Source organism: Variovorax sp. LjRoot130, assembly GCF_964253755.1.
GTDB lineage: Bacteria > Pseudomonadota > Gammaproteobacteria > Burkholderiales > Burkholderiaceae_C > Variovorax.
In genome coordinates this window covers 1216665-1239900 of sequence record NZ_CAXURM020000002.1, presented here as the reverse complement: position 1 = coordinate 1239900, position 23236 = coordinate 1216665, and the positions used below count along the sequence as shown (strand labels likewise).

The following is a 23236-nucleotide window of genomic DNA, read 5'->3' as shown; positions in this document are numbered from 1 at the left end:
TCCACTGGCGATCGCATCCCATTCTCGGCGCTGCGCAGCGGCGGCACAAGGGGAGCGCGCGGCCGCCGCGACGCGGCCGTGGTGCGGGCCCTGGGTACGCGCGATCGTCCGTTCAGGAGCCGTGGAACTGCACGCGACGGTTCACCGCGGCGTACGGATCGGAGTCTGCGATCGGCCGGTCTTCGCCATAACCAACCGTCTTCAGGCGTGCGGCGTCGATGCCGTGGCGCTGCACCAGATAGTCACGCACCGCGCGGGCGCGGCCTCGCGACAGCTCGAGGTTGTAGGCATCGCTGCCGACGGCGTCGGTGTGGCCTTCGACCGTGACGATGCTCTTCGGCACAAGCAGCTTGATGCCTTCGGCCAGCGCGTCGAGCTGGGCCCGTGCGGCCGGAAGGATGTCAGCGGAGTCGAAGGCGAAGCGTACCGGCAGGGACAGCGCCGAGGCGTCCGCGTTCGAGTCATCACGCGCAATGGGCGCAGAGGCCGAGGTACGCGCCGAGGTCTTCGCCAGTGCAACCGCCGCCGCCGCGACGAACTTCGTCGGGGCGGCAGGTGCATCATCGAGCAGGCGGATCGAACGGGTCTTGCCGAGCACCGCCGCCACGTCCAGCGGGTTCACGAGCTGGCCCTCACGATAGACGATCACCTTCTCGGCCTTCACCTGGGGGGTGATCAGGGCGGCGGCGAGGGCGAGGGCGAGGGTGCTGAAGTAGCGGGTCATTTCGGGCTCCTTGGGCGTTGGATTCGTCGATGCCCATGGGTTGCGCGCGCCGCCTGGTCGGTTCAATCTTTCTCGATCGACCCGATGCCGCGGATCGAACGTGTCACCACCGGGTCGCCGTGATAGCGCACGTGGCCGACACCCCCGATGCGCACCGCCAGCGTGGTGCTGGCAGCAAGTCGCACTTCGCCATTGCCATCGATCGTGACTTCGGCGCGCTCGCTGGCGAGCTTGGGTGCCAAATAGCTGCCCATGCCGGTGATGGCAAGTTGCTGCGCCATCACCTTGCCGCCCCCGACAGCGACTTCGCCGGCGCCGGTGATCCGCACGTCGAGGCTGCGCGCGTTTTCCAGGCGATCGAGGCGGATCGAGCCGCCGCCCGCCAGCACCAGCGCGAGCGCGTCGCTGCGCAGCGGTCCGATGCTGATCGCACCGGCCGTGCGCGACTCGAACACGCGCAGCGTCCGGACGCCGAGCTTCATCCGGATCGGCTGCTGGGTCTCGATCCGGCCGGGCGCCAGGCCGATGAGCAGGCGCCGGCCCTGAACCTCGGTCGTGATCTTGCGCAGCACCGCCGGCTCGGCTTCCAGGGTCAGCGTCTCGCGCGGGCCCTGCTCGATGCTGACCTCGCCGGCGACGGCGAACACGACCTGGTCGAAGTCGGCGACGCTGCGGGTCTCGGTGGCCGCCTGTGCCGGCTCGGCAAGAATCGCGGCAAGAACCGCGGCCGAAGCCGCGGCCCGAAGCGTCCCCCGCACGGGGAACACACGGGTGAACCAGTTCATGGTGCGGCTCCTGGGTTGCGATGAGCCGTGGCCTCAGCGCGGCAGCGCGAGGTTGGGTGGCGCGGGGTAGGGGCGCGCCTGGCAGGTGGTCCAGCCGGCATCGGTGACGATCACCGCCCCGCCGTCGCGGTCGATCGCCACCAGCTTCGCACCCTGCCGTGCGTCGGGGCCCAGGGTGACCGGCCCCTCGTCGAACAGCAGGCGGCCGTACTGCCAACAGCGCAGCCGATAGGTGCCCTGCGCCTTCTGTCTCGGCACCGGCGTCGAGGCCGGGGGGGCGGGCGGGAGCCCGGACCCGACGCGATCGTCGGTGGGGGCGGCCGCGGTGGCGACGCCTGCCGTCGCGCCGAGGGGCAGTTGCAGGACGCCGACGGCGGCGACCAGGGCGACCGCGCTCACAGCGGCCAGGCGGATGCCGAGCTGCTTCGCACGGCCAGGACGGGACTCATTTGGCTTGGACACGGAAGTTCTCCTGGGCGAGCGTGCCGCCGCTGGCTTTGACGAAGGCGCTGCGGATCAGTTCGAGCGTGGCGCCGGGGAGGGGTTCGAAGTCGGCGCCGACCAGCGCCTGCGGCAGCGAAGCCATCACGTCACGCTGCGTCGCGAAGCAGGAAATGGTCTCGGGCACGCCCTTCGTGTTCATCGTGAGCTGGAAGCGCATCGCGCCGGGCAGCGCGAGCGGTTGGGCCGCGGCGACGCGCGAGTCGCGGGCGAAGCGGTTGGGGAAGAAGCGGATGACCTTGGCCTCCTCGTCCTGCAGGTAGCAGTAGACATGCGCATCCTGCGAGGGCGCGAGGGCCAGGTTGATCGCCTCCCCGCGGGCGAAGCGGGTCTGCTGCTTCGGGGTCGTCAGCGAGAGCTTGAGCGCCGCCGCCTGTGCGTGGGCCGCCTCGGCTGCCGGGGTGGCTGCGGCCCTTGCGGCTGTTGCGGTCGTTGCGGCTGCGGCCACCGGGATCGATGCGGGGGCTCCGGCCACCGAGGCCGGCGCGACGTAGCGTGCAGGCTGGTCCGGCCGCTTGATCTTGGTGTGGTCGGCGGCGAGGAAGGCGTAGAAGAACTCCTCGTTGAGCACCGCCTCGCGGCTGAGGCCCAGCGCAGCGCGGTAGCTCGCGATCGCCTCGTCGATGGCCGGGTTGAATTCGCCGTCGATCGGGCCGTCGTAGAACGCGCGCCGGCGCAGCTGGTTCTGGAAGTAGGCGATCAGCTCGATACGCGTCGACGCCATCGCGTGATACCAGTCGAACATCTCGAGGCGCGTTTCGTCGTTCTTCTTCGGATCGGTCACGCCCAGGCAGGTCCAGTACGGAGTCTTGGTGAGCTTGCCGATGAGTTCGACCGCCGCGAGCTCGACCAGCCCGCGCAGCGCCTGCGTCTGGCCTTCGGCCTTCGCCAGGTTCATGCTGTAGTTGATGCCGAACTTGTGATACGCAGCATCGCCGTCGATGCCGCTGCCCTGCTTCAGGATCATCACCGAGTTGCGCGAAGTGACGCCCGCGAGCACCGCCATGTCGCTGGTCGTCAGCACGCTCAGGTCGAGCGCCAGCATGCTGGAGCCCGCATCCTTTGCCGCGCCGAGGTTGATGAAGGGCGCGAAGCCGATGCCGATGTCCTTCTGGTTCTTGACCAGGTTCTCGTCGAACTGCGACACCGAGCCCTTGATGTCGTACAGCGGGATGGCCTGGTAGGCCGACGCGCTTTGCGCCGAGGCGAGGTAGCTGATCACGTTCGCCGTGTCCTTGCCGAACGCGACCAGGCGCACCGCCCGGCTGCGCCGCGACATGTCCGACACCGACGAGATCAGCATGTCGCGCGTGCCGGCGTTCAGCTTCTTCGTTTCGTCGGCGATTTCCTCGGTCAGCATCGTGATGTCACGCACGCCGTAGTCGAGCAAGAGCGTGTCCATGCAGCGCAGCGCATGCGAGAAGCCGGTGATCGAGCGCTGGGGCCGGTCCTCGGGCCCCTTGCGGATCTCGTTGGTCTGCTCGATGGTGGGCTGCTTGACCTCGAGCGTCTGGCAGCCGGCGAGTGCGGCGAGGGCGGCGGCAAGCGCGAGGAGGCGCGCGACTTTGGGCGGTTTCATGTGAGATCTCCCTTCTGCGGGACGTCCGCTCAGCGGCACCCGCCGCGGCCGACGATGTTGATCGCGTTGGGTGCGAACACGAAAACCTCGCGCGGCGCGGCGCCGATGCGCCCGCCGGTGTCGATGTTGCCGATGCTCTGACTCCCGCAGCTGGTGGAGCCCAGGGAGTTTCCCTGTGACTTGCCTTGTTCGTCGGCCTTGCGCTCCTGGGCGGCGATGCGGATCTTTTCCTTCGCGATCTTCGCGCGGAAGCGCGTATCGACGCCCATCAGCTCCTGCCCCGCCATTGCGTGGGCGCCGGCGCCCAGCGTGACGGCGGCGAGGACGATGCGGGCGGTGAGGGCGAGGCTTGCATTCATGGTGGTCTCCTGGGTGGGGAAGCGCCGGCGGGGGAGACGCCGGCGCAGGGAAAGAAGAAGGACGAGGTCTTACTTCGCGACGCCGACGCTCTGGTCGGCGGTGGACAGGAAGCCCGCGGCGGTGTTGACTTGGGCGGTGGCGAGCACCGTCGAGTTCGTCAGCTTGCCGCTGCCTTGCGCGCCGCCGATCTGCTGGTGCGCCGAGGCCAGGAAGCCGCCGGCCACGTTGCTCACGCCGGTGGCGCCGACGAAGCTGCCCTGGACCTTGCCGTCGTTCTTGGCGAAGCCCACTTCCTGGTTTGCGGTGCTCAGGAAGCCGGCGGCGGTGTTGTTCACGCCTTGCGCGACCACGGCGGTCTGGCTGATCTGGCCGTTCTGGGTAGCGCGGGCGATGCTCTGGTTGGCCGTCGACAGGAAGCCCGCCGAGGTGTTGACCGCGCCGTTGACGATCACGGCCGTGTTGCGGATCTTGCCGTTCTGCTCGGCCACGCCGACGTTCTGCCGCGCGGTGGACAGGAAGCCGGCCGAGGTGTTGACAGCACCGGTCGAGAACACGCCGGAGTCGGTGATCTCGCCGCCCATGGCGGCACCGAAGACGAGGCCGAGCGCGGCGAGGATGGAAAGTTTGGGAGCGGATTTCATGGTGGATCTCCTGAAGGGTTGGCGGGTTGGGGATGGAGGCATGCGCTTGCTTGCCTTCCGCTCCATGGGTTGCGGCGGGTCCGCAAACGGTTCAAGCGAATTGGCATTCGCGGCGGACAAGGCGAGCTGCAGGAATGAAAAAACCCGCCGGCGCGGGTGCGCGGGCGGGCCGGGCGGCGACAGGCCGCGGGAGTAGCGGCAGCGGCTTACTTGGCGACGCCGATGCTCTGGTCGGCGGTCGACAGGAAGCCGGCGGCGGTGTTGACCGAGCCGGTGGCGATGACCGTCGAGTTCGACAGCTTGCCGTTGCCTTGGGCGCCGCCGATCTGCTGGCGGGCGGTGGACAGGAAGCCGGCGGCCGTGTTGCTGGCGCCGTTGGCGATGACCGTCGAGTTCTCGACCACGCCGCTGTCCTTGGCGAAGCCCACCTCCTGCGTGGCGGTGCTGAGGAAGCCGGCTGCCACGTTGTTCAGGCCGTTGCCGATGATCGTGCTGTTGGTGATCTTGCCGTCCTGCGTCGCGCGGCCGACGTTCTGCGTCGCCGTCGACAGGAAGCCCGCGGCCGTGTTGTTGGCGCCGTTGACGATCACGGTGCTGTTGGTGATCTTGCCGTTCTGTTCGGCCACGCCGATGTTCTGGCGCGCCGTGGCCAGGAAGCCGGCCGAGGTGTTGACGGCGCCGGTGGACAGCACCGTGGAGCCGGTGATCTCGCCGGCGATCGCGCCACCGAAGGCGAGACCGAGAACGACGAGGGCGGAAGCTTTGCGAACGAGTTGCATGATGATCTCCTGAGAGTGGTGACGAGGTTGATGGTGGGGCTTGCCGATTTGCCTGCCTTCCCGCTCCATGGGTTGCGGCCGGTTCGGGAACGGTTCAAACGATTTGTTCAGGCCTTGGCCGAGGATCTGAGAAGGGTTCAAGCGGATGTCGGGCGGGCTGCGCGCCAGCGTAGGATTGCCCGCCATGCTCGACAGGGCTCCGCCTGAACCGCCTCCGCACCCGCCACGCCTGACGGGCCTGCGCGGCGCCTTGAACGCGCTGCGCAATTTCGGGCTGGTGGGCCTCGGCACGCCTGGTGCCGGCGAGTACGACAGCTTCACGGCCAGCGATGGTCAGGTGGTTCCCGTTTACGTTCTCGGCAAAGGCCCGCCGCTGGTGCTGGTGCACGGGGTCGGGTGCTCGCATCGCGACTGGATGCCGGTGGCGCGACGGCTGGCGCGGCGTCATTGCGTGCTCGCCTGGGACGCGCGCGGCCATGGCAGCTGCCGGCCGGTGCGCGGCAGCATCACGCTGGCGCGACTGGCTTGCGACTTGGCCGAGATGCTCGATCACTTCGGGCTGCAGCGTTCGGCGTTGGTCGGGCACTCCATGGGCGCGCTGACGCTGATGCAGTATCTGCATTTGTATGGCACGCAGCGCGTCGCGGCGGTGGCGCTGGTCGACCAGTCGCCGCGCATCGTGACGGACGACAGCTGGCGTCTCGGGCTGTTCGGCGGCTGCAGCGCGACGATGCTGTCGGGGCTGATCGCGGGTGCGCGCCAGGATCTGGCCGAGACGCTGTTGAACGAGGTCGGCACGTTCGGCGGCGCTTGGCTGAAGCGCCAGCTGGGTGTCGAAGCATCGCTCGGACGGATGCTGCGCCGGCGCCTGGGACGCATCGATGTCCGGCCATTGCTCGACCTCGCCGAGTCGATGGCGCATGCCGACTTCCGCGCGTCGCTGTCGCGCCTCGATGCCCCGCTGCTCGTCGTGCTCGGGGCGCGCAGCCCGCACTACGCCGGTCTGCCGCTCGATGCCTGGTATCGCGACACGGTGAAGCACGCGCAGATCTCGGTTTACCCGCGTGCCGGCCATTCGCCGCATGTCAGTGAGCCGCTGCGCTTCGCGCGCGAACTCGAGCGCTTCTTGGACGACCACGCGTGAGCGCGGTTTGCCTACCCGCAGCGCCCCTTGTCGTCCGATTTGAAGCAGAAGTCGGTTGTCAGGCTCGACGACTCCCAGGGCACCTGCGCGCGGCCGGTATCTTCGGCCACACCGATGCGCACCCGCTTGAAGAGCTGCTCGATCTGCAGCCCCGGCGTCGGCAGGTTGGCCAGCAGGTGACGCGCATAGACGCTGTGCTTGCCGCTGGCGCCGTCGAGCGCCACGCCGTTCGGCGCGGTCGAGAAGGCCACCAGGGTGCCCACGGGCGCATCGAGCGTGGCCAGGCCACCCGGCGTCGCGCCGCGGAATCGCAGTCGCCGTCCATCGGGGCCGACAATGACGCCGCCGGCGAACGGGTTCACACGGCAGGCGTCGAGCACCACGATGTTGACGCCGGTGGGAATCGCGCTGAGTCGGTCGACGAACTCGCCGACGTCCGCACTTTGACGCTGGATGTCCGCTTCCGATTGCGGGTCGGCGTCGATCGGCACCAGGTAGTTGCGGCCCTTCACCTGAACGCCGTGGCCGGCATAGAACAGCATGCGAACCGAGGCCTTCGGAGCGCGCACCGAAAACTCGCGCAGCGACTCGATCAGTTCCGGCAGCCGCGTGTTCTGACGCAGGGTCACGTCATAGCCAAGGCCGCGCAGCGCCGCCGCGACAGCGCTGGCGTCGCCGGGCGGGTTCTTCAACGGTGCAGTGCGATACGCGCCGTTGCCGATCACCAGGGCGATGCGCGACTCGGCGACGTTGGCGTCGGCAGGGCCGCTCATGGCGGGACCGAAGGGCAGCGCTGCGGCGCCCAATGTGCAGCGCAGCAACATACGGCGGGTCAGCAGCGTGGCCATGGCGGCTACTCCCGAGGCGGCACGCCGGGCGCCATCGAGGCGGCCTGAACGATCGGGGCAGCCTGCACCCGGGCGAGCGCTGCCGCTTCGCTGCCGGCCGGCACGCGCAGGTAGTAGTCGCCCAGCTGGCCCGGACCGCCGGCCAGCTCGCCGTGAACCTGGACCACCAGCATGCGGATGTCGGCCTCCTTGGCGTCGGGTGCGAAGCTGATCTTCAGCATCGGAGCCTCTTCGACGCGAACCGCGTGCAGTGCGCGGATTTCGTTCTCGTTCTCGCGTACGTCACCGAGCAGGTTCAGGATCACGCCGCCTTGCACTGCCACGAGCGCCAGCCCGGCCATCGCATAGCTCGGGCGCATGCCGAAGTTGCCGAAGAAGGCGCCGATGCGCTCGGCCAAGGTCGGACGGTCGCCCTGGATCAGGCGCATGGCGCGCGCCAGGCCGATCGTTGCCGGCACGGCCGGGGCGTTTTCCTGTACGCGCTGCTGCAGCGAGCGATACCAGTCCAACTCGCTCCGGGCCTCGGGATTCTGTTCCAGGTAGGCGTCGACCCAGGCGCGCTCTTCGGCTCCCAGCGTGCCGTTGGCGTACCAGGGGAGCAGTTCTTCGAAGCGTTTGTTCATGATGCCTGTGCTCCCGTGGCAACGGTCGCACCCTTGCGGTGCGGCAGCGATGAAAGGATCTCGACCATGGTGACCACCCAGAATTCTTCGGCTCGTACGAGCCCGTAACTGACCCGATCGTTGTCCATGCAAGCGGCGACTGTGGTGAGATCACGCAATATAGCGCGCGCGACCGACCGCACCGAGACCCCGATCTACCTGCACGGGACATGCCCGTGTCGCCTCTGGGTTGCGCGAGGTCGGCCGAAGGTTCAGTTTATTTTTGCGCGCTTGTCACGTACACCGCAAGCTTCAGGATGCGAGCGCGCCTTTGGCGTCGGGGGCGCCGCCCTCGCTGCGCAGCAGAGACTCCAGGCATTTCTTGATCTTCTGGCGGGCGTGGAACAGGCGCGTCTTGACGGTGCCCTCGGGACAATTCTGTACCTCTGCCACTTCAGCCAGACCCATGCCCTCGTAAAACACCAGGTGCAGGCATTCGCGGTGCTCGTCCGACAGCTTGCCCATGCAGTGCTGTACGCCTTCGCGCCGTTGCTTGCCCGCCAACTCCGCGTAGCCGTCAGGCGTGTCCGAGGCGGTGATCTCGGCGATGTCCTCAAGATCTCCATGCACCTCGTCGGGCCGGCGCGCCCGATAGACCATCAGCGCCTTTCTGCGTGCGATCCCGATGAGCCACGTGGAAAACTGCGAATCGCCGCGAAAGCGCTGGGGGTGGCGCCAGACCTCATAAAGCGTGTCCACCAGGACCTCCTCGGCCCGCGCGTGGTCGTTCAGCATGTTGAGCACGTAGGCGTATACCTTTCGGCTGAACGCCTTGTACAGCTGACGAAACGCTGCCTGGTCTTCGCGGCCGATGCGTACGAGCAGCTGATTGACCTCGTCGTTGTCCATGCGGGCGGTGGCGGTGCGGCGGGGGTGACGGTGACGCAATATAACGTCATCACCCATCGGAATGAATGGGGCTGCGTGCGCCACTGGCGGCATCAGCCAGAATCGACCCGTGAAGGACACGCCAACCACACCGCCTTCCCCGCAAGCGCCGAAGGTCTCATTTGCCTCGCGATTTTTCGGTTACGACGTATTCATCTCCTTCGCGCTAGGCGGCCCGCCGCGTGGATCGCAGAGCTACGCGTCGGACCTTGCCAGAAGGCTGCGCGAGCGAGACCTGAGCGTGTTCTTCAGTGAGGACGAGGCGCGCCCCGCTGTCCGACACCCTGAGACGTGCCCTGCTGCGGTCGAAGTTGCTGGTGGTGATCATCAACCGCGACACGCTAGAGGTGCCGAATTGGCTGCGTACCGAGGTCGAAGCGTGTCGATCGAAGTGCCCGGGCCGGCGCCAGCAGCACGGGGTCGCTCATCGAAGCAAGGCCCCGCATGCGCGGCGTTTCGAACATCGACCAGAGATCGACCCGCGCGCCGCGATTGCAGTGGACGAGCGCATCGCCACGCAAGTGCTGTTGCTGTTGCTGTTGCAGTTTCCAGAGGGCGGGCGTCCAGGGCGCATCGAAGGGACGCGCGAGCTGATCGTTCGCCGCACGCCGTACATCGTGGCCTACCGGGGTCGGAAAGGATTGCGTTCGCATCCTGCGAATTCTTCACAGCGCGCAGTTGTGGCCTGGCGAACTGACAGACCTGCTGCGAAGAGGGGGTGAATGTTGTTCGCCATCCGGAGTTTGCGTGGCGAGAACGTGCGTGAGCAGAGCATGCGAGCCCTTGGATCTGCTGGCAGCTCTCGCCCATAGCATCGCGTTCGTCATAACTCACAGCGCTTCTCCTGCTCGAGGCGTAAGGCGTGTACGGACCCTACGCCTTTTGCAAGCTCTTTTCGGTGACGTCAAACAGTCTGCATGCATGTATACCGCTTGCCGGTGGGCGCGTCGATCCCGCAGCCTCGATGAGATCCGCACGCCCTGACCTCAGCGCCTCAGCGACTACTCCAAGAAATGTCTCCCTAGGACAGCGACAGAACTGTTCCAGGTCATTCAGCCGGCTGAGCGCTACGGCGCCGGCGCCGAGCGCATTCGTTCCTGCGTGACGGCGCCCTTGAGTCGTTGGAAGTCGAGCCAGGAGCGCTTGATCTCCGGGTTGAAAGACTTAGCCAGGGCGCCGCGAGATTTCGCCTCCTGGGCGCCGTAGAGCGAGCGGCCCGCGCTCGTCGTTGCGGCCTCGGCCAACCATGCCGGGTCGGGGAGCACAAGGCGCTGCAGCCTGTCAGGGGGCAGCGCATTGGCGATGACCAGCCCTGCCGGATCGAAGTCCACGAAAGCCCAGAGGGGCTCGGTGCGCGCCAGGATGCATTCGCGTGGGGCTGAAGGGGAGAGGTGGACGTCGCCGCGATAGATCGCCAGGACCGACAGGCCTTGGTAGTCGATCCATCGGTAGGTCTCCAATTCTCGGAACGTCTCCAGGTTCTCGACGAGCATGAGCCGCTGGCAGGCGATGCGCGCCGCTACGGCCCCCTTCACTACAAGGTAAGTGCCGTCGGGCGTGTGGGAACGTGCTGGTTGGAACCGGCATTGATCAGCACCATACGGTGGAGTTGGTAGTTGGACATGTTCCGTGATCCGCAACGTGGGCCGGTTGGCACTCTTCTGTAGAGATGCAGCCTCACTGGGTTGATTTCGGCGCTGCCTCCGCGATGCACTCAACCAGGTTCAGCGCCGCCAGCATAAGCATCTTTTCCGTCTCGGATTCGATGCCCAGAAGGCCGTGCTCCCCGAATTTTCCGCGGACGTATGCGAGCAACTGCTGCTCGGGATGGTCCGCGATAGCGTCCGAAATGGCTTGCGCTTGCTGCTGCGGCGTCAGGCCCTCGATGAAGCGCACGCGTGCGGAGATGCGCTTCAGGCAACGTTCCTGAACGACTTCGGAGATGACCGGCCAGGCTTTGCCGCTGCTTTTCATCGCCTCATAGAAGACGAGTAGCAGATTCAGAACCATCTCGATTTGCTCAAGGGTGGCGCCATGCAGCCGAAGGGCGAGCACCGAGAAGAAAAGGTTGGGCTATCGGTCGTGGATTTCTTCGGCAAGTCGCTCGCGCTCCTTGAAAGCCATGCGCTCGACGCGGAGCACGGCATCGACGAGAAGCCGATTGGAGATCGATGTCATGGGGCGATTGTCCAACGCCGCCTCTCTGTTACGTGGTGGTGGCCTCTTGCCCACGAAATGAGCTCGTGCAAACCGACCGAAGTCGCTCGGCAGAGAAGTGCCTGACGGTGCCGCCCGCCAGCTCAAGACGAAGCGAGAGCCATTTTGTCAATCAAACAGAACTCAATCTGAGGTTGCTGCAACTCAGTGTCAGACAAGGAGAACGACATGGAAGACGATCGCCGCCCCGTCACCGTCATTCGTGCTGATCTGGTTCGCGCCAAAGATCAGCTTGCCGCCTTGGGCCCCAACCTCGAGGGCACCGTCCATAGCTTTGCCCGCCACCGCGTCATGAGCCTGGCCGAGGAGCTCCGCGCTGCGGAGGACGCAGCCGAGAGCCTCGCAGAGACGGTTGCATTGAAGTGGATCTATCGCTATGCCGTCGGCAAGCGCCTGCTGATCAACGAGGGCAACAGTCTACAGGGCACTTGACACGCCAGGGCAACGTCGGGGAGCGTGAGGACGCGTCACGACGAGCCTCTGGTTCAGGCAATCGCTTCCTTGGAGAGCATCCAGAAGCTGGCTCCTTGAAGGGCGCGGCTGCTCGGCCCCGTTACGACGCCGACTGCGGAATCGTGAACACCATGTTTGCCGCGCCGCGGAACTCGCCCTTCGTCACAAGGAACCACAGCGTCGCGTGGTCGCCGAACAGCTCGCCGACGTTGCCGCTCGCGGCGGCGCGGCGCGCGACCATCATGCCGTAGGTGTTGGTGCGCGTTTCGGCGGCGGTGAAGTGGTTGCCGGTGACGCTCATGAAGATGCCGGCACAAACCACCATGTCGGCCGTGAAGGTGTTGCCCGTCAGCACCACGGTCTGGAACAGGCCCCGTGCCTGTCTGACGGTCAGCAGCTTGATGGTTTCCGCGCCTAGCGCCAGCCGCGTCACCAGGTTGTGCGCGAAGACCAGTTGGCCGGTGCCGGGTTGGACCTCAAAATCACCGGGCTGCAGTGCGCGCAGCAGCGCTTCGCGCGGCACCTCGGGGTCGGGGATGCCGTAGAACGCCACGTCGCCCGCGAACTGGCAGTGCGTGATTTCGCAGACGCTGGTGATCTCCTGGAACACGGCCGCGGCCCGTATCGCCGCCGGCAGCGTGCAGCCGCGCATGCGCAGCACGCGCGCGTTGCCCACGGCCAGCCAGGGCAGCTGGCTGTCGTTCCTGCCGGCCACGTGCACGCCGTCGAGTTCGACCTGGGCGTTGTTGTTCAGCGCGATCAGCGCGCGGCCGCTCAGCGTCAGCTGCAGGTCGCGCAGTTCCAGCGCGGCCAAGCCGGCCAGGGCGATCGGGCCGGCAGCCGCGATCACCGCCGTAGGCCCGCAGCCGTGCAGCGATAGGCGCCGCGCGGGTCGCGTGTTCGCGGCGTCCAGCTGCAGGCCGGCCTCCAGGCGGTGCTGGCCTGGCAGGAAGCAGATGCACAGCGAGGGGCGCGCAGCCAGAAGCTTCTCCAGCAGTTCGCTACTCAATTCAGGGAAGTTGCCCCCCTCGCCGATGGTGATCTCGCAGCCGCCACCCCCATCGCTGGTGGCCGGTGTCGTGGCCGTGGCCGCGAACACCAGCACCTGCTCGGACACGGGGCTGCCGCCGCTGGTCAGCAGATGCGCGCGCACGCGCTGGTGCTGCGGCGTGCCCAACTGCCATGGGCATTCGGCCAGCCCCTGGGCGTTGCAGCTAGCGTCGAAGGCGTCGGCCGGCGGACTGCCCACGCTGCCGGCGCCGACCTCCACCGTGAAGCGCACGCGCGCGCCGGGCACCGGCAGTGCGCCGCGCATCACGCGCACGCGCAGCGGCTCGGGCAACGCGCCGCCGGGCGTGGTGTCCTGGCCGTCGCCACCCACATAGAGCAGTTGCATCATCCTGGTGAGCGGCGGGAACAGGTCGCGGCAGTCGGTGATGGCCGTGACCAGGCCGTTGGCATCCACCGTCACCAGGCCCAGGCGGGCCCAGCCGTCGCGCACGCCGGCCGGCGGCTCGGCGACGGGTTCGCCGTCGCCGTCGCGCGGCCATTCCACGTCGGCCGTGACGGTGCGCGCCGGGATCTGCCAGTAGTCGCCCGGCCGGTAGCTGCCGCCGGGCGCAAAACGGATCTGCACCCCGTCCTCCAGCGTGATCCAGTCGCCTTCCTCCACCGCCAGCGCGTTCTCGCCGACCGTGGCCGACGTGTGGTCCCAGCGCCGCAGTACCGGATGGCGCGCCGGGTCCTGGCCCAGCGTGCCGGAGGGCACGCCGGCCAGCACCAGTTCCAGCGCATCGTTGCCATCGTGCAGGTACTCGAAGAGCTGGCCGGCGCGGCCCTGCAACTCGGCCTCGTCGTCGACCAGTTCCACGCGGTCGTGCAGGGCCAGGTCCAGGTTGGCGTCGCGGCCGCGCGCGGCCAGACGCACCGTGGTGCGGTTGGCGGCGGTGTCGATGCTGACTTCCTGCACCGCGTAGGCGACCGAACCGTTCTCGCGCGACCACTTGAAGCTGGCTGCGCCGGTCGTGTCCACGGCGTGGATTTCCACGCGGTAGAGCTGGTTCTCCAGCCGGCGGTAGCCTGCGCTGGCGGCGATCTCGCAGACGCCGGTCGCGGCCAGCTCGGGCTCGGCGCGGGCGGCCATGCGGGCGGCGGGCGGCGCGGTCAGAGCGGTCCAGGCGGCCATGTCGGCGCCGCAGTGCCAGCCGGCGTTGTCGGGCGCGGCCGGCAGGGCGAGTGCGCGCACCTGTACCACCTGCTGTGCGCGCGTGGCCGTGTCGGGCCCGCCCAGCGCCACCTCGCGGATGCCGGGGGCCTCCAGCGCGCTCACATGGCGTTGCCAGGCGCGCAGGTAGACGAGGTGCGTGCCAGCCGCGAGCCGAAACGGCAAGCCGCCGTCGGGCTGGTTGGCCAGCGAGGCGGCCTGCTCCCATTCGCACAGCTGGCCCTGCGCGTAGTAGCGGCCCGCGCCGATGCGCAGGCTGGCCGCCGGTAGCGCCGCGGGCGCGCCGGCGCCGGTGGCGGCCACGCGCCAGGCCTGGCCGCCGCCGACCAGCCAGGGCGCCTCGGTGCCGGCCACTGCAAGCCCGGCCAGCGCCGGGCTTCCGGCCACGGGCTGCGCGCTCCAGGTGTTGCCGCCGTTGGTCGTGGCCAGCAGCGTGCCGCCGTCACCGGCGATCCAGCCGTTGTTGGCGTCGCGAAAACGCACGGCGCGCAGCCTGGCGGTGCTGCCGCTGGTGGTGGCCGTCCAGGTGGCACCGCCGTCGTTGCTGCGCAGCACGGTGCCGCCATCGCCTACCGCCCAGGCCTGGCCGCCTGTCAGCGACACCGCGCGCAGCGTTGCGGTGCTGCCGCCATCCACGCGGCTCCAGGCCGCGCCGCCATCGGTCGTACGCACGATGGCGCCGCCCGGCCCCACGGCCAGGCCGTCCTGCGCGCTGGCGAAGGCTACGGCGTACAGCCGGTCCACGCCGCCGGCGTGACGCGTCCAGTTGGCGCCGCCGTCCACGGTGCGCAGCACCAGGCCGCCGTCGCCCACGGCCCAGGCGTGCTGTGCATCGAACACCGCCGCGCCGCGCAGCGTCTGCAGGCTGCCGGCGTTCTGCACGGTCCAACTGCTGCCCGCGTTGTTGGTGCGCAGCACGGTGCCGCCGTCGCCCACGGCCCAGCCGGTGTTGGCGGCGCGTCCGATGGCGCGCAGGTGCCGCGTGCTGCCGGTGCTGGCGAGGGTCCAGGCCGCACCACCGTTGGTGCTGACCAGCAGCGCGCCATCCTCGCCGGCGATCCATACGCTGTTGGCGTCGGCCGCGTGCACCGCCAGCGCGCCCATGCCGGCCGACAGCGCGAAGCCGGCGTTCTCGGCCGGCGCGCCGCTGGCGCCGATCACATCCACGGCCAGCCGCTCGGCGCGGTGGCGCGTGATGTCGCCCTGCTCGTTGAAATCGGCATCGGTGATCACGCGGCCTTGCTGCATGCGCACGGCGGTGTAGTGCGCGCCGGGCTCGAAGGTCTCGCGCGAGAGATCGGCTTTCATGGTGTCCTCCTCAATTGGCGAAATGCACGCTGGCGGCCAGGCCCAGGCGCAGGTATTCGGTCAGCGCGTCGCGCAGGTTGGCCTCGCGCTGCGGTTGCTGCAGGTGTTCGTAGGCGCCCATCTCGGCGCCGCTGGCCGCACCGGCGCGGATCTGCCCGGCGCAGCGCAGCTCCAGCTGGCCCAGTGCCGGGTCGCCATAGCGGCGCGTGACAAACAGCGGCCGCACCGTGGCCTCGACCTCGGCGCGCACGGCGTCCTTGTCGGCCGCCGTGGCGGTGGCGGGCAGGGCGGCGAGGCGGACTTCGGTCTCGAGTTGCGGCTGGCAGCGGTAGCGCCGCGGCACCTGCGAGGCCGGTGGCACATAGCAAAAGCGCACGCAGCCGATCTGGCGCCGCTCGGCCAGCACCGGCGCGTCGAAGATACAGTCGCTGGCCTTGAGCGACAGCGCGTTGACGGCGCCGAAGAAGCTGGCGCGTTGCAGGTCCAGCGCGGCCTCGGGCGCGTCCAGCGCGGCCGTTGCCGCGCCGTCGGCGAGGCCGAGGCCGACGATGCTGTCGGTCACCTCCACGCCGCGCACCGGGCCGGCCACGGCGACCGGCGCGCAAAGGCTTTGCAGCAGCCGCAATTGCAGGCGCGGGCTGTCGGCGCCGACCGTCAGGTGCTGCGCGCCCAGCACCGTCTCGGGCAGCAGCGTGCAATGCGCCAGTTCCAGTTGCCCCAGGTGGCCGGAGGCCTGCAGCGGCCCCTGCAGCAGCAGGCCATGCAGGAACAGCGCGCCGGGGTTCGCTGCATCGGTATCGGCTGTGCCGCGCACCTGCAGCCGGCCTTCCCAATGCGCGCGCACCTGCCGGGCCTCGAAGCGGCCGGGCACGCGCTCCACGCCGCCGGGCGGTGCGCCGGGGATGGGCTGCAGTGGCCACTGGCCGGCCATCACCAGCAGTTGCGAGGCTTCGGGGATCTCGATCTCCAGCGCGGCCGCGGTGTCGATCTCCGACAGGCTGTCCATCACCACGATGACGCCGGTGCGACCGGCCGGCTGCGTGTTCCAGGCGTCGACGGCCTCGCGCAGCGTGGGGAACAAGATGCCGCTTCCGTCGTCGGGCAGCAGGTGCGACACGCCCACCTGCCAGACCTGGGGGTCGAAGAAGCCGCCAACGTCCTCGTCGGCCGTGCTGCCATCGGCCGCGCGGTTCGTCGCGCGAAGGGCCGCGCTGCGCTCGTAGGGGCCACCGCCGATGTCGGCGACGCTGCCGTGGGCCGCATGCAGCCAGACGCGCTCCACCTCGAGCGCGGGGGGAAAGCCGATGCGGCCGCGCCGCAGGTCCAGTGCCAGCACGCGTGGCGTGGGAATCGCCAGTTCAACGGTGTCGGGGATCTCGCAGATGCAGATGTCCTCTCGCGGCACCTCCACCGGCAGGGTCTCGCCGGCCAGTTGCACGAAGCAGCGCAGCACCGGATCGCGTTCGGTCATGAAGCGCGCCGCCGGTTCGGCCTGTCCTGCCCGCAACCGTTCCAGTTCGGCATGCAGTGCCAGTTCGCGCAGCGGCGCGCTGGCGTGTTCCTCGCGCGCGGCCTGGGTGATGGCACTGCCGCCGGTCTCGGTGCGCGGGCGGTTGAAGAGCGGCGCGTCCACGCCGGCCGGATGCATGTGCCAAAAGCCCTTGGCGTGGAGGCGCGCGCTGATGAAGTCGGCGCTCGTCATGTCGGCAGGGGCGCCAGGCGCGCCGAGGCCCAGGTGCTGCGAGCGCACGCGCCACAGGTACAGGCCGACGTTGGGGATGTTGAAGCGCCCGCCGCGCGTGTCTGCGTTGCGCACCTCCAGCGTGTGGGCGAAGGGATCGAAGGCGCCGACCGAGGCTTGGGCCAGCTCGGCCGCCGCGGCGTCGCGCACGCAGGCCGTGGCGGTGGGCCGCATGCGCACATGGTTCATGTGCTGGGTGGTGCCCAGGCGCTGGAAGAATTCCACGGCCGCAGCGGGCCAGCCGGTGACGTCGCGCGCCAGTTGCTCCAGCACCAGCGCCGTGCCCTTGCGCCGGCGGTAGGCGATGGTGTTGGCGACCCAGGCGCGGGTGCTGACGCCTGCCGAGGGCACCGGCCGGATCGGCCGCGCGCCCAGCAGGTCGCCGATGTAGGGCACGGTCCATTCGTCGCAGGTCTCGATGAACCAGTTGTCGTACAGGCGCGCGGAGTCGGCCTCCACCGCCTCGAGTTCGCTTTCGATCACGGCCAGCAGCGCGCGCAGCGGCGCGCCCTGCTCGCCATCGCGCAGGCGGTGGATGACCGGCAGCAGCTGGTAGAGCCGTTCGGGGGTGAGCAGACTCATAGCGTGGCCTCCACCAGTTCGAGTGCCGCGGGGTTCAGCAGCATCAGCTCGGCTGGCTTCATCGCCTTGGCCGCGCTGTCCCAGCGCCCGCCAAACGCCGGCACGACCTGCATGTCGCTGGCGGCCGCCGCCGGTTCGCCATACGGCTGCAGCACGTCAAGATCCACCGCCACCACGCCCGGCACCTGGTGCAGCAGTGCGAGCAGTTCGGCCGCCGTGACCGACTGCGCCAGGTCGCGCGCATCAAAGCTGAAGGCCCATTGCAGCTTCGTCCTGCAAGCCGCGAGCACGGTGTCGGCTTCATAGCGCGGATCGATCGCGACACGCGCCGTGCAGCGGAAGTAGCGCAGCACCGAGGCGCCCAGCACGAAGGGCTGCGACGGATCGGACAGGTCGGCGATGGCCTGGCACAGGTTGTCCATGACCTCGGCGCCCGGCGCGCCGCCGGTGGCGCCGGCCACCGACAGCAGCACGCGCGAGCTGCCGTCGACCCAGGCCAGGTCGGCGCGCGCCTTGCCGATGCCGGGAAAGGCGCGTGCGAAGTCCTGGTAGTCCGACAGCGAGACCACGCGCTCGAAGGCCAGCAAGGTCAGCGGCGCGTTGCGGCGCGCATCATGAAGGTGCTCGGGCCCCTGGGCGCCGCTGGCCGGCAGCGGGTTGCTCACGCCGCGCAGGCCCAGCGGCATGGCGCGCAGCATGGTCAGCGTACGCGCCGCGACTTCGCCGTCCGGGCCGATGCCGCTGCGGTAGCGCGCCTGCACGTTCATCTGGCCGCTGGGCAGGCGCGCGCCGCTGCGGCCGTCGCCGAACAGGATCTCCATGCGCGCCTCGTTGTCGATGCGCGTGGCATATGCATGCTCGTCAGGCGCGGCGCCGTAGAGCGAAGGCTGCTCGGTCCACAGCAGGCCGTTGACGCGCAGTTCCAGCGTGCTCTTCACGCCGGTGGCCGAGGCCGCCGTCAAGTGCGTGGTCGGCGGCTTGCGAAGCGTGAAGCGCTGGAACGGTTCTTTCGCGTCGCCGTTGCCCAGCACCTCCTGCACGCTCTCGCCATGCGTGGCACGAACCACGTTGGCGTGGATCTGGAGGCCCTCGCGCCGGTAGCTGTACGTCAGCGGCTGCTGCAGCACCAGCATGCTGCGGCCACCGCCATGTTCCACCTCGTCGAGCAACGCGATTTCGGCCGCATCCACGCCGGGCAGGTCGTGCCGCGGGCCGACGAAGGCGAGCGGCTGGCCGTGCGCCAGGCCCAGCACCATGGTCGACAGCTCGATGCGCTTGCTGCCCGCTTCCACCGGCGACTCGATCGGCAGCTCGGCCATCGGTTGGCGTCGGCTGGCGACATGGGCCGTGGTGTCACGGAACAGGAAGGCCTCCGAAGGCGCAGTGCTTCGGGGCTGGCCGCTGCCATCGGCCAGGCGAAGCGCCGTCGCGCGCGCCGACAGGCCATAGTCGGCGCGCGAGACTTCGCGGGCGTCGAACAGGGCATAGGCGGTGGCCTTCTCGCTGGGCGCGTCGAAGACCATCCAGCTGCCGGGCGCGAGCTTGGGTACCGGGCGCTCCAGCAGCGCATGGCAGGGCGGCAGCACCGTGCTGGCCAGGTTGCTGTTGCCCTGCGAGTCGGTCCAGATGTTGCGGCTTGCGCCCAGCGAGCCGCCGCCGGAGAGCGGGTCGCCGTCGTCCCAGCCGCTCGTGTAGACCGGCTCCTTGGTGTTGGTGGCGGGCAGCGAGCCCCACTTGGGCGCGTTGTGGCCGAAGAAGCCCAGCCGCTGCGAGAAGCTGAAGGTGCCGGCCTCGGGCGCCACCGGCTTGGACGGGGGCTTGACGCTGGCCGTGATCGCCTGCACCAGCTGCAGGCTGCTCCAGCCCTGGATCGCGATCATGGCCTGCAGCTCGTTCTCCTTCCAGCTCTGGCTGGCAATGGTGCTGCCGAGCGCGCTGCTGGTGAAAGGCACGCTCTCGATCTGCGCCTGCGCGTAGCCGCCGAAGGAGAAGGACAGGATCGGCACCGCCCAGTGCAGCAGCGGCGGCGCTGCCGGCGTCACCGGGTCGGGCAGCGGCTCCAGTTCGATGCGCACGCGGCGCAGCGCGGGCTCGTCCTCCACCTCCAGCGCGCGCAGCACCAGGTGGCGCAACTGGCTGCCGTTCTTGCCGACGAAGAGCAGCAGCTCGCCGGCCTGGATGCCGCTGGCCTGGTCGGAGAGGTAGACGCGCGCGACGTCGAGTGCATCGACCGTGGGCTCCACGGCCAGGCCGGGGTCCAGCCGGTACAGGCTGCCGCTGCTCAGGGCCGGGTGCAGGCCGGCGGTCTCGCTGGCCAGGCTGCCTTCGGGATAGAGCATGACCAGTCGCCGCGTGCCCGCCACGTCGAGCAAGGCCAGGTCCGCCGGGCGCGTCTGGCGCGGACGCAGCGCATTCCATTCGGCGCGCGCGACGATGGGCTCGCTGGTCTCGAAGACCTGCGGCAGCTTGCCCTGCGGCGGCACGCTTTGCACCGGCGCGCCGGCGGCGATGGCGCAGACGCCCGGGGCGCCGGCGGCGTCCTCCACGGTGAAGACCAGGTGCACGCTGGCGGCCACACCGGGCCGCAGTTCGTAGCCGACGGCGCGCGCCAGTTCCAGCACGGAGCGGCGTTCGGTGGCGGTGCGCAGGAAGCCCTCGTTGGCGATGCGCTCCTGGTAGAAGGTCAGCACATCGGCCACGCAGGCGGACGCGTCCACCAGCGCGACGGCCGCGTCGTCGGGCTCGCGGGTGCGCAGCGCGCCCAGCGGCCGCGGCGCACTTGCAGGCACGCCGGGCACATGCCACAGCGGCAGCCGAGCCAGCATGCGCTGGTAGAAGCCGGGCTGGGTGTCGATGCGCCAAGACAGCGCGGACAGGCCGGGCGCGTTGTAGATCACGCCGGGCTCGGCCTGGCCCTCGCAGCAGTGGCAGCCGTCCAGCGGGGTGTCGTCGCTGCTCATTTCATTTCCTCCGCCGCATGCACCTCGAACTGGATGCGGCCGTGCTCGGGCGCGTTCGGGTCGTTGTCCAGCCGCGCGATCTCCAGCCGCGCCATCGCAATGCGGCCGGCGTCGATCTCACCGTCCGGTTGCCGGCCCAGGCGCTGGAAGCGCAGCGGCTCCACATGCGAGACCCCTTGCACCGCCATCGCCGCGGCGACCACGGCGCTCAGGTAGACCGGCTCGCCGAAGCTGAAGCGGTCCGGGTGGAAGAAGCCGCCCGGGGTGGTGGCGAACACGCGCAGCAGCCGGCGCTGCACGTCGGCCCCGAAATAGCCCGGCCGGGTGCAGACGTGCAGCGCAATGTCCAGCGCCACGTAGGCCGGCGCGTCGATCTCGACGTCGTGCCCGGCCAGCCGGTAGCGGTCGATGAAGGCCGTCAGGCTGTCCTCGAAGGCCGGGTCCATGCCCTCGGCGCCGCGCCGGTCCACCGTGATGAACATGGTGTGCCAGCTGCCGGTCCAGCGCCGCGTGGCCACGGCGCGCTGCACGCGGCCGTTGCGCATCGCGACCTCGGCATAGTCCTGCGCCGTCACCGCGCGCTCCTGGCGCCGGAAGGCCTGCGGCGCGTCCATGCGCGCGCGCGCCAGCGTGACAGGGTCCACGCCGCCGGCGGCCGGCAGCGGGTTGCGCACCCGCGTGATGCCATCGAAGTTGCACAGCACATGGGAAATCGCGTCGGCACCCACGTTGCCGGCGCTGCCGTTGCCCACGCGCACGCGCGCCGACAAGGCCTCGGCCGCGCCGGGGCGCAGGCCGTTCACGCCGTCGCCGAAGCGCAGCAGCACCTGGCCGTCGCCTTCGGTCTCGGCCACGAACTCGGCGGCAGCGCCGCCGCTTTGCAGCAGGTCGCGCCGGGCACTCCAGCGGCGGCGATCGCCGTCGCTGGTCACCAGCACCGCTTCGCGCGTGTCGGCCAGGTCGCGCCGCAACGCGGCGGTGGCACTGGCGGCCGGATCCACCAGCAGCGGCTGGCCGGCCGCATCGCGCGCCAGGGCCTGGCGCGTCCACGGCAGCAGCGTGGGCTGGGCCAGGCGAAAGCGCGGCACGCGGCCGCCGGGCACCGGCACCAGGGACTCGAAGCGCGGCGCGCTGAAGCCGTGGTCGGCCAGCGCGATGTTGGCGCAGGCGCCGGCCATGTCCTGCACCAGCACGCCGGCGATGACCTTGGACAGGCACAGGTCGAAGGGCAGCGCGTCCTCGGCCTGCCATTGCACTTCGACCAGCGGCTGCTCGGTGACCGGGTCGCGCCGCGGTACGGGCGAAGGCGCGCGGCCGGGGCTGGCCTCGGGGTCCACGTGCATGAGGCGGACCACGTGGCGCTGCTGCGCGTCGGCATCCTGCGCGAGGCCGTTGGTGGTGCCGGCGCGCGCCTCCAGCAGCAGCAGGTCGCCCACGCGCAGGCGCAGGCGGTTCGCCTCATCGTCGCGCAAGAAGGCGCGCGTGGCGCCGCGCGGCAGGCAGCAGGCCTCGTCGCTCCAGGTGTAGAAGCGCAGGTCGTTGTGCGCGCTGTAGAGCTGCAGGGGCATCAGCAGTTCGAAGGGCTGCGCGCCGGCCGCGACCAGGGCCTGCGCGCTGTCGGGCGAGCCGAGCCGCGTGGGCGAGCCGTGTGCGCGCGTCAGCAGCAGCGTGCCGTCCAGGCCGGTCGCGCCGTCGCAGGCGGCGAGCATTTGGCCGTCGGCCGCGGCATCGATCTCGAAGGCCACCCAGGTGCGCGCGTTGCAGCCCTCGTGCACCGCGTAGTCCAGCAGCCGCGCATGCCGGCGCACCGACACGCGCTGGCGCGCCGTGCCCAGGTAGGCCTCGGTCGCGACTGCGTCCTGGAAGTAGGCGATCTCGTCGGCGCGGAAGGCCAGCGCCTCGGACAGCGTGACCATCAGGTCGGCCGGGCTGCGTTCCTTCCAGTTCGGCATCAGCACCGACAGCCGGTCCAGCACCAGCCGGCGGAAGCTCTGGTAGTCGCGCGCCAGGTAGTCGATGTCGGGCGCGCGTTGCGGCAGCGGCGCGCAGTCGTCCTCCACGCGGCAGTCGAAGTCGCTGGGGCAGTCGACCTTGAAGCCGAATGCGATCTGCGCCAGCGCCGGGTCGATGCCGTCGGGCGGCGCGTCGGAGCCGGCCGAGGCCACCAGCCGCAGCTCGTAGCGCGAGAAGTCACCGATGCTGTCGAGCTCCACCGTCAGCACGTCGCCGCTGGCCGCCACGCCGATGGCCCGCGGGTCGCGCACGCGCACGCCGCCGCGGATCTCGATGTTGGATGCAGCGAGCGGCGCGGCCGGCGCGAAGGACAGGTCCTGCACGAAATGCAGCATCAGCCGCGGCTGGCCATGCACCACCTCCAGGTATTCGATGCCGTTGAAGGCCCGCGGTGGATCGGCCTGCGCGGCCTGGCGCACGGCGGCGACGCGTCCCGGGTTGCTGCAGAGGTATTGACCGTTCATGTGATCTCCCGCCTGAACTGCGCCTGCCCGGTCTGCTGCGTTTCCAGCACCGTGTAGCGCACCGTCACCGAGAGGGTCGCGTCCTCGCTCTCGGCGCTGACCTCGTCGATGCGCATCAGGTGGCCAAGCCACTGCTGCAGCGAGCCGTGCACCAGCGCCTGCACCGTGGCCGCCAGCTCGGGGCTGTTGGGCGCGAACACCAGTTGCATCAGGCCGCAGCCAAAATCGGGCCGGTTCACGCGTTCGCCCGGCACGGTGAACAGCAGCTGCTCGATCAGGTCGCGCAAGTGCGCCTCGCGCGACACCGTCGCGCTGCGGCCGCGCCCGTCGATGCGGAAGGGGAATCCGATGTCGGTGTCCATG

21 protein-coding genes are annotated in these 23236 nt (G+C 69.7%); 4 read left to right on the top strand and 17 right to left on the bottom strand.

Going from position 1 to position 23236, the window contains the following annotated elements:
* Positions 1-112: 112 nt before the first annotated feature.
* The 7 genes from ACSQ86_RS35685 to ACSQ86_RS35655 all read right to left on the bottom strand — a co-directional run bounded on the left by ACSQ86_RS35685 (position 113) and on the right by ACSQ86_RS35655 (position 5369).
* Complete coding sequence (locus ACSQ86_RS35685) at positions 113-724, bottom strand: OmpA family protein (RefSeq protein ID WP_436310802.1); 612 nt, start codon at positions 722-724, stop codon at positions 113-115.
* Positions 725-786: 62 nt separating this feature from the next.
* Positions 787-1509 (bottom strand): GIN domain-containing protein, encoded by a 723-nt coding sequence (locus ACSQ86_RS35680; RefSeq protein WP_436292863.1) that lies wholly within the window; start codon positions 1507-1509, stop codon positions 787-789.
* A gap of 33 nt (positions 1510-1542) precedes the next feature.
* Complete coding sequence (locus tag ACSQ86_RS35675; RefSeq protein ID WP_139191642.1) at positions 1543-1971, bottom strand: hypothetical protein; 429 nt, start codon at positions 1969-1971, stop codon at positions 1543-1545.
* On the bottom strand, positions 1955-3589 hold the full coding sequence (locus ACSQ86_RS35670; RefSeq protein ID WP_436306509.1) for a DUF4384 domain-containing protein: 1635 nt from the start codon (positions 3587-3589) through the stop codon (positions 1955-1957). The genes ACSQ86_RS35675 and ACSQ86_RS35670 overlap by 17 nt, the downstream gene beginning before the upstream one ends.
* A gap of 29 nt (positions 3590-3618) precedes the next feature.
* Entirely contained in the window at positions 3619-3948 is a 330-nt protein-coding gene (locus ACSQ86_RS35665; protein WP_436306510.1) for a hypothetical protein, read from the bottom strand.
* A gap of 69 nt (positions 3949-4017) precedes the next feature.
* A complete protein-coding gene (locus ACSQ86_RS35660) occupies positions 4018-4590 on the bottom strand; it encodes a hypothetical protein (RefSeq protein WP_436306511.1) in 573 nt (190 codons plus the stop codon).
* Between the two features lie 206 nt (positions 4591-4796).
* Entirely contained in the window at positions 4797-5369 is a 573-nt protein-coding gene (locus ACSQ86_RS35655; RefSeq protein WP_436306512.1) for a hypothetical protein, read from the bottom strand.
* Between the two features lie 250 nt (positions 5370-5619).
* Between ACSQ86_RS35655 and ACSQ86_RS35650 the strand changes: the two genes are divergently transcribed.
* On the top strand, positions 5620-6513 hold the full coding sequence (locus ACSQ86_RS35650) for an alpha/beta fold hydrolase (RefSeq protein ID WP_436306513.1): 894 nt from the start codon (positions 5620-5622) through the stop codon (positions 6511-6513).
* A gap of 11 nt (positions 6514-6524) precedes the next feature.
* Here the strand turns inward: ACSQ86_RS35650 and ACSQ86_RS35645 are convergent, their stop codons facing one another.
* The 3 genes from ACSQ86_RS35645 to ACSQ86_RS35635 all read right to left on the bottom strand — a co-directional run bounded on the left by ACSQ86_RS35645 (position 6525) and on the right by ACSQ86_RS35635 (position 8872).
* Positions 6525-7361, bottom strand: a complete 837-nt coding sequence (locus tag ACSQ86_RS35645) for a caspase family protein (RefSeq protein WP_093103664.1) — start codon at positions 7359-7361, stop codon at positions 6525-6527.
* A gap of 5 nt (positions 7362-7366) precedes the next feature.
* Positions 7367-7984 carry an anti-sigma factor family protein gene (locus tag ACSQ86_RS35640; RefSeq protein ID WP_436306514.1) on the bottom strand — a complete coding sequence of 206 codons (618 nt, stop codon included), beginning with the start codon at positions 7982-7984 and terminating at the stop codon, positions 7367-7369.
* 291 nt (positions 7985-8275) lie between these two features.
* The gene (locus ACSQ86_RS35635) at positions 8276-8872 is read right to left on the bottom strand and encodes an RNA polymerase sigma factor (RefSeq protein WP_170855510.1); all 597 of its coding nucleotides are present in this window, start codon (positions 8870-8872) and stop codon (positions 8276-8278) included.
* Positions 8873-9228: 356 nt separating this feature from the next.
* Between ACSQ86_RS35635 and ACSQ86_RS35630 the strand changes: the two genes are divergently transcribed.
* Positions 9229-9633 carry a hypothetical protein gene (locus tag ACSQ86_RS35630; RefSeq protein WP_436306515.1) on the top strand — a complete coding sequence of 135 codons (405 nt, stop codon included), beginning with the start codon at positions 9229-9231 and terminating at the stop codon, positions 9631-9633.
* A gap of 345 nt (positions 9634-9978) precedes the next feature.
* Here the strand turns inward: ACSQ86_RS35630 and ACSQ86_RS35625 are convergent, their stop codons facing one another.
* Together ACSQ86_RS35625 and ACSQ86_RS35620 are read right to left on the bottom strand one after the other, a co-directional pair.
* On the bottom strand, positions 9979-10551 hold the full coding sequence (locus ACSQ86_RS35625; protein WP_436310801.1) for a DUF7281 domain-containing protein: 573 nt from the start codon (positions 10549-10551) through the stop codon (positions 9979-9981).
* Positions 10552-10588: 37 nt separating this feature from the next.
* Complete coding sequence (locus tag ACSQ86_RS35620; protein WP_436310800.1) at positions 10589-10921, bottom strand: hypothetical protein; 333 nt, start codon at positions 10919-10921, stop codon at positions 10589-10591.
* A gap of 24 nt (positions 10922-10945) precedes the next feature.
* Here ACSQ86_RS35620 and ACSQ86_RS35615 point away from each other — a divergent pair, with 24 nt between their 5' ends.
* Positions 10946-11194: a hypothetical protein gene (locus ACSQ86_RS35615; protein ID WP_436310799.1), complete on the top strand. Its 249-nt coding sequence runs from the start codon at positions 10946-10948 to the stop codon at positions 11192-11194.
* Positions 11195-11296: 102 nt separating this feature from the next.
* Positions 11297-11560, top strand: coding sequence for a hypothetical protein (locus ACSQ86_RS35610; RefSeq protein WP_436306518.1), 264 nt, complete (start codon positions 11297-11299; stop codon positions 11558-11560).
* Positions 11561-11681: 121 nt separating this feature from the next.
* Here ACSQ86_RS35610 and ACSQ86_RS35605 read toward each other — a convergent pair whose 3' ends face one another.
* From ACSQ86_RS35605 to ACSQ86_RS35585, 5 genes are read right to left on the bottom strand one after another with little or no spacing between them, the layout of a single operon-like run.
* Entirely contained in the window at positions 11682-15113 is a 3432-nt protein-coding gene (locus ACSQ86_RS35605) for a DUF6519 domain-containing protein (RefSeq protein WP_436306519.1), read from the bottom strand.
* Between the two features lie 10 nt (positions 15114-15123).
* On the bottom strand, positions 15124-17436 hold the full coding sequence (locus ACSQ86_RS35600) for a hypothetical protein (RefSeq protein WP_436310798.1): 2313 nt from the start codon (positions 17434-17436) through the stop codon (positions 15124-15126).
* Entirely contained in the window at positions 17433-20396 is a 2964-nt protein-coding gene (locus tag ACSQ86_RS35595) for a putative baseplate assembly protein (RefSeq protein ID WP_436306521.1), read from the bottom strand. The genes ACSQ86_RS35600 and ACSQ86_RS35595 overlap by 4 nt, the downstream gene beginning before the upstream one ends.
* Positions 20393-22873 (bottom strand): putative baseplate assembly protein, encoded by a 2481-nt coding sequence (locus ACSQ86_RS35590; protein ID WP_436310797.1) that lies wholly within the window; start codon positions 22871-22873, stop codon positions 20393-20395. The genes ACSQ86_RS35595 and ACSQ86_RS35590 overlap by 4 nt, the downstream gene beginning before the upstream one ends.
* Complete coding sequence (locus ACSQ86_RS35585; protein ID WP_436296884.1) at positions 22870-23235, bottom strand: GPW/gp25 family protein; 366 nt, start codon at positions 23233-23235, stop codon at positions 22870-22872. Before ACSQ86_RS35585 ends, ACSQ86_RS35590 begins: the two co-directional genes overlap by 4 nt.
* Position 23236: the final 1 nt, after the last annotated feature.

Excerpts from the sequence above, each read along its gene's own strand:
- ACSQ86_RS35655 (WP_436306512.1), bottom strand. The coding sequence starts at position 5,369 with ATGCAACTCGTTCGCAAAGCTTCCGCCCTCGTCGTTCTCGGTCTCGCC.
- ACSQ86_RS35605 (WP_436306519.1), bottom strand. The coding sequence starts at position 15,113 with ATGAAAGCCGATCTCTCGCGCGAGACCTTCGAGCCCGGCGCGCACTAC.
- ACSQ86_RS35610 (WP_436306518.1), top strand. The coding sequence starts at position 11,297 with ATGGAAGACGATCGCCGCCCCGTCACCGTCATTCGTGCTGATCTGGTT.
- ACSQ86_RS35665 (WP_436306510.1), bottom strand. The coding sequence starts at position 3,948 with ATGAATGCAAGCCTCGCCCTCACCGCCCGCATCGTCCTCGCCGCCGTC.
- ACSQ86_RS35660 (WP_436306511.1), bottom strand. The coding sequence starts at position 4,590 with ATGAAATCCGCTCCCAAACTTTCCATCCTCGCCGCGCTCGGCCTCGTC.
- ACSQ86_RS35615 (WP_436310799.1), top strand. The coding sequence starts at position 10,946 with ATGCAGCCGAAGGGCGAGCACCGAGAAGAAAAGGTTGGGCTATCGGTC.
- ACSQ86_RS35590 (WP_436310797.1), bottom strand. The coding sequence starts at position 22,873 with ATGAACGGTCAATACCTCTGCAGCAACCCGGGACGCGTCGCCGCCGTG.
- ACSQ86_RS35595 (WP_436306521.1), bottom strand. The coding sequence starts at position 20,396 with ATGAGCAGCGACGACACCCCGCTGGACGGCTGCCACTGCTGCGAGGGC.
- ACSQ86_RS35645 (WP_093103664.1), bottom strand. The coding sequence starts at position 7,361 with ATGGCCACGCTGCTGACCCGCCGTATGTTGCTGCGCTGCACATTGGGC.
- ACSQ86_RS35600 (WP_436310798.1), bottom strand. The coding sequence starts at position 17,436 with ATGAGTCTGCTCACCCCCGAACGGCTCTACCAGCTGCTGCCGGTCATC.
- ACSQ86_RS35585 (WP_436296884.1), bottom strand. The coding sequence starts at position 23,235 with ATGGACACCGACATCGGATTCCCCTTCCGCATCGACGGGCGCGGCCGC.
- ACSQ86_RS35640 (WP_436306514.1), bottom strand. The coding sequence starts at position 7,984 with ATGAACAAACGCTTCGAAGAACTGCTCCCCTGGTACGCCAACGGCACG.
- ACSQ86_RS35680 (WP_436292863.1), bottom strand. The coding sequence starts at position 1,509 with ATGAACTGGTTCACCCGTGTGTTCCCCGTGCGGGGGACGCTTCGGGCC.
- ACSQ86_RS35670 (WP_436306509.1), bottom strand. The coding sequence starts at position 3,589 with ATGAAACCGCCCAAAGTCGCGCGCCTCCTCGCGCTTGCCGCCGCCCTC.
- ACSQ86_RS35635 (WP_170855510.1), bottom strand. The coding sequence starts at position 8,872 with ATGGACAACGACGAGGTCAATCAGCTGCTCGTACGCATCGGCCGCGAA.
- ACSQ86_RS35620 (WP_436310800.1), bottom strand. The coding sequence starts at position 10,921 with ATGGTTCTGAATCTGCTACTCGTCTTCTATGAGGCGATGAAAAGCAGC.
- ACSQ86_RS35685 (WP_436310802.1), bottom strand. The coding sequence starts at position 724 with ATGACCCGCTACTTCAGCACCCTCGCCCTCGCCCTCGCCGCCGCCCTG.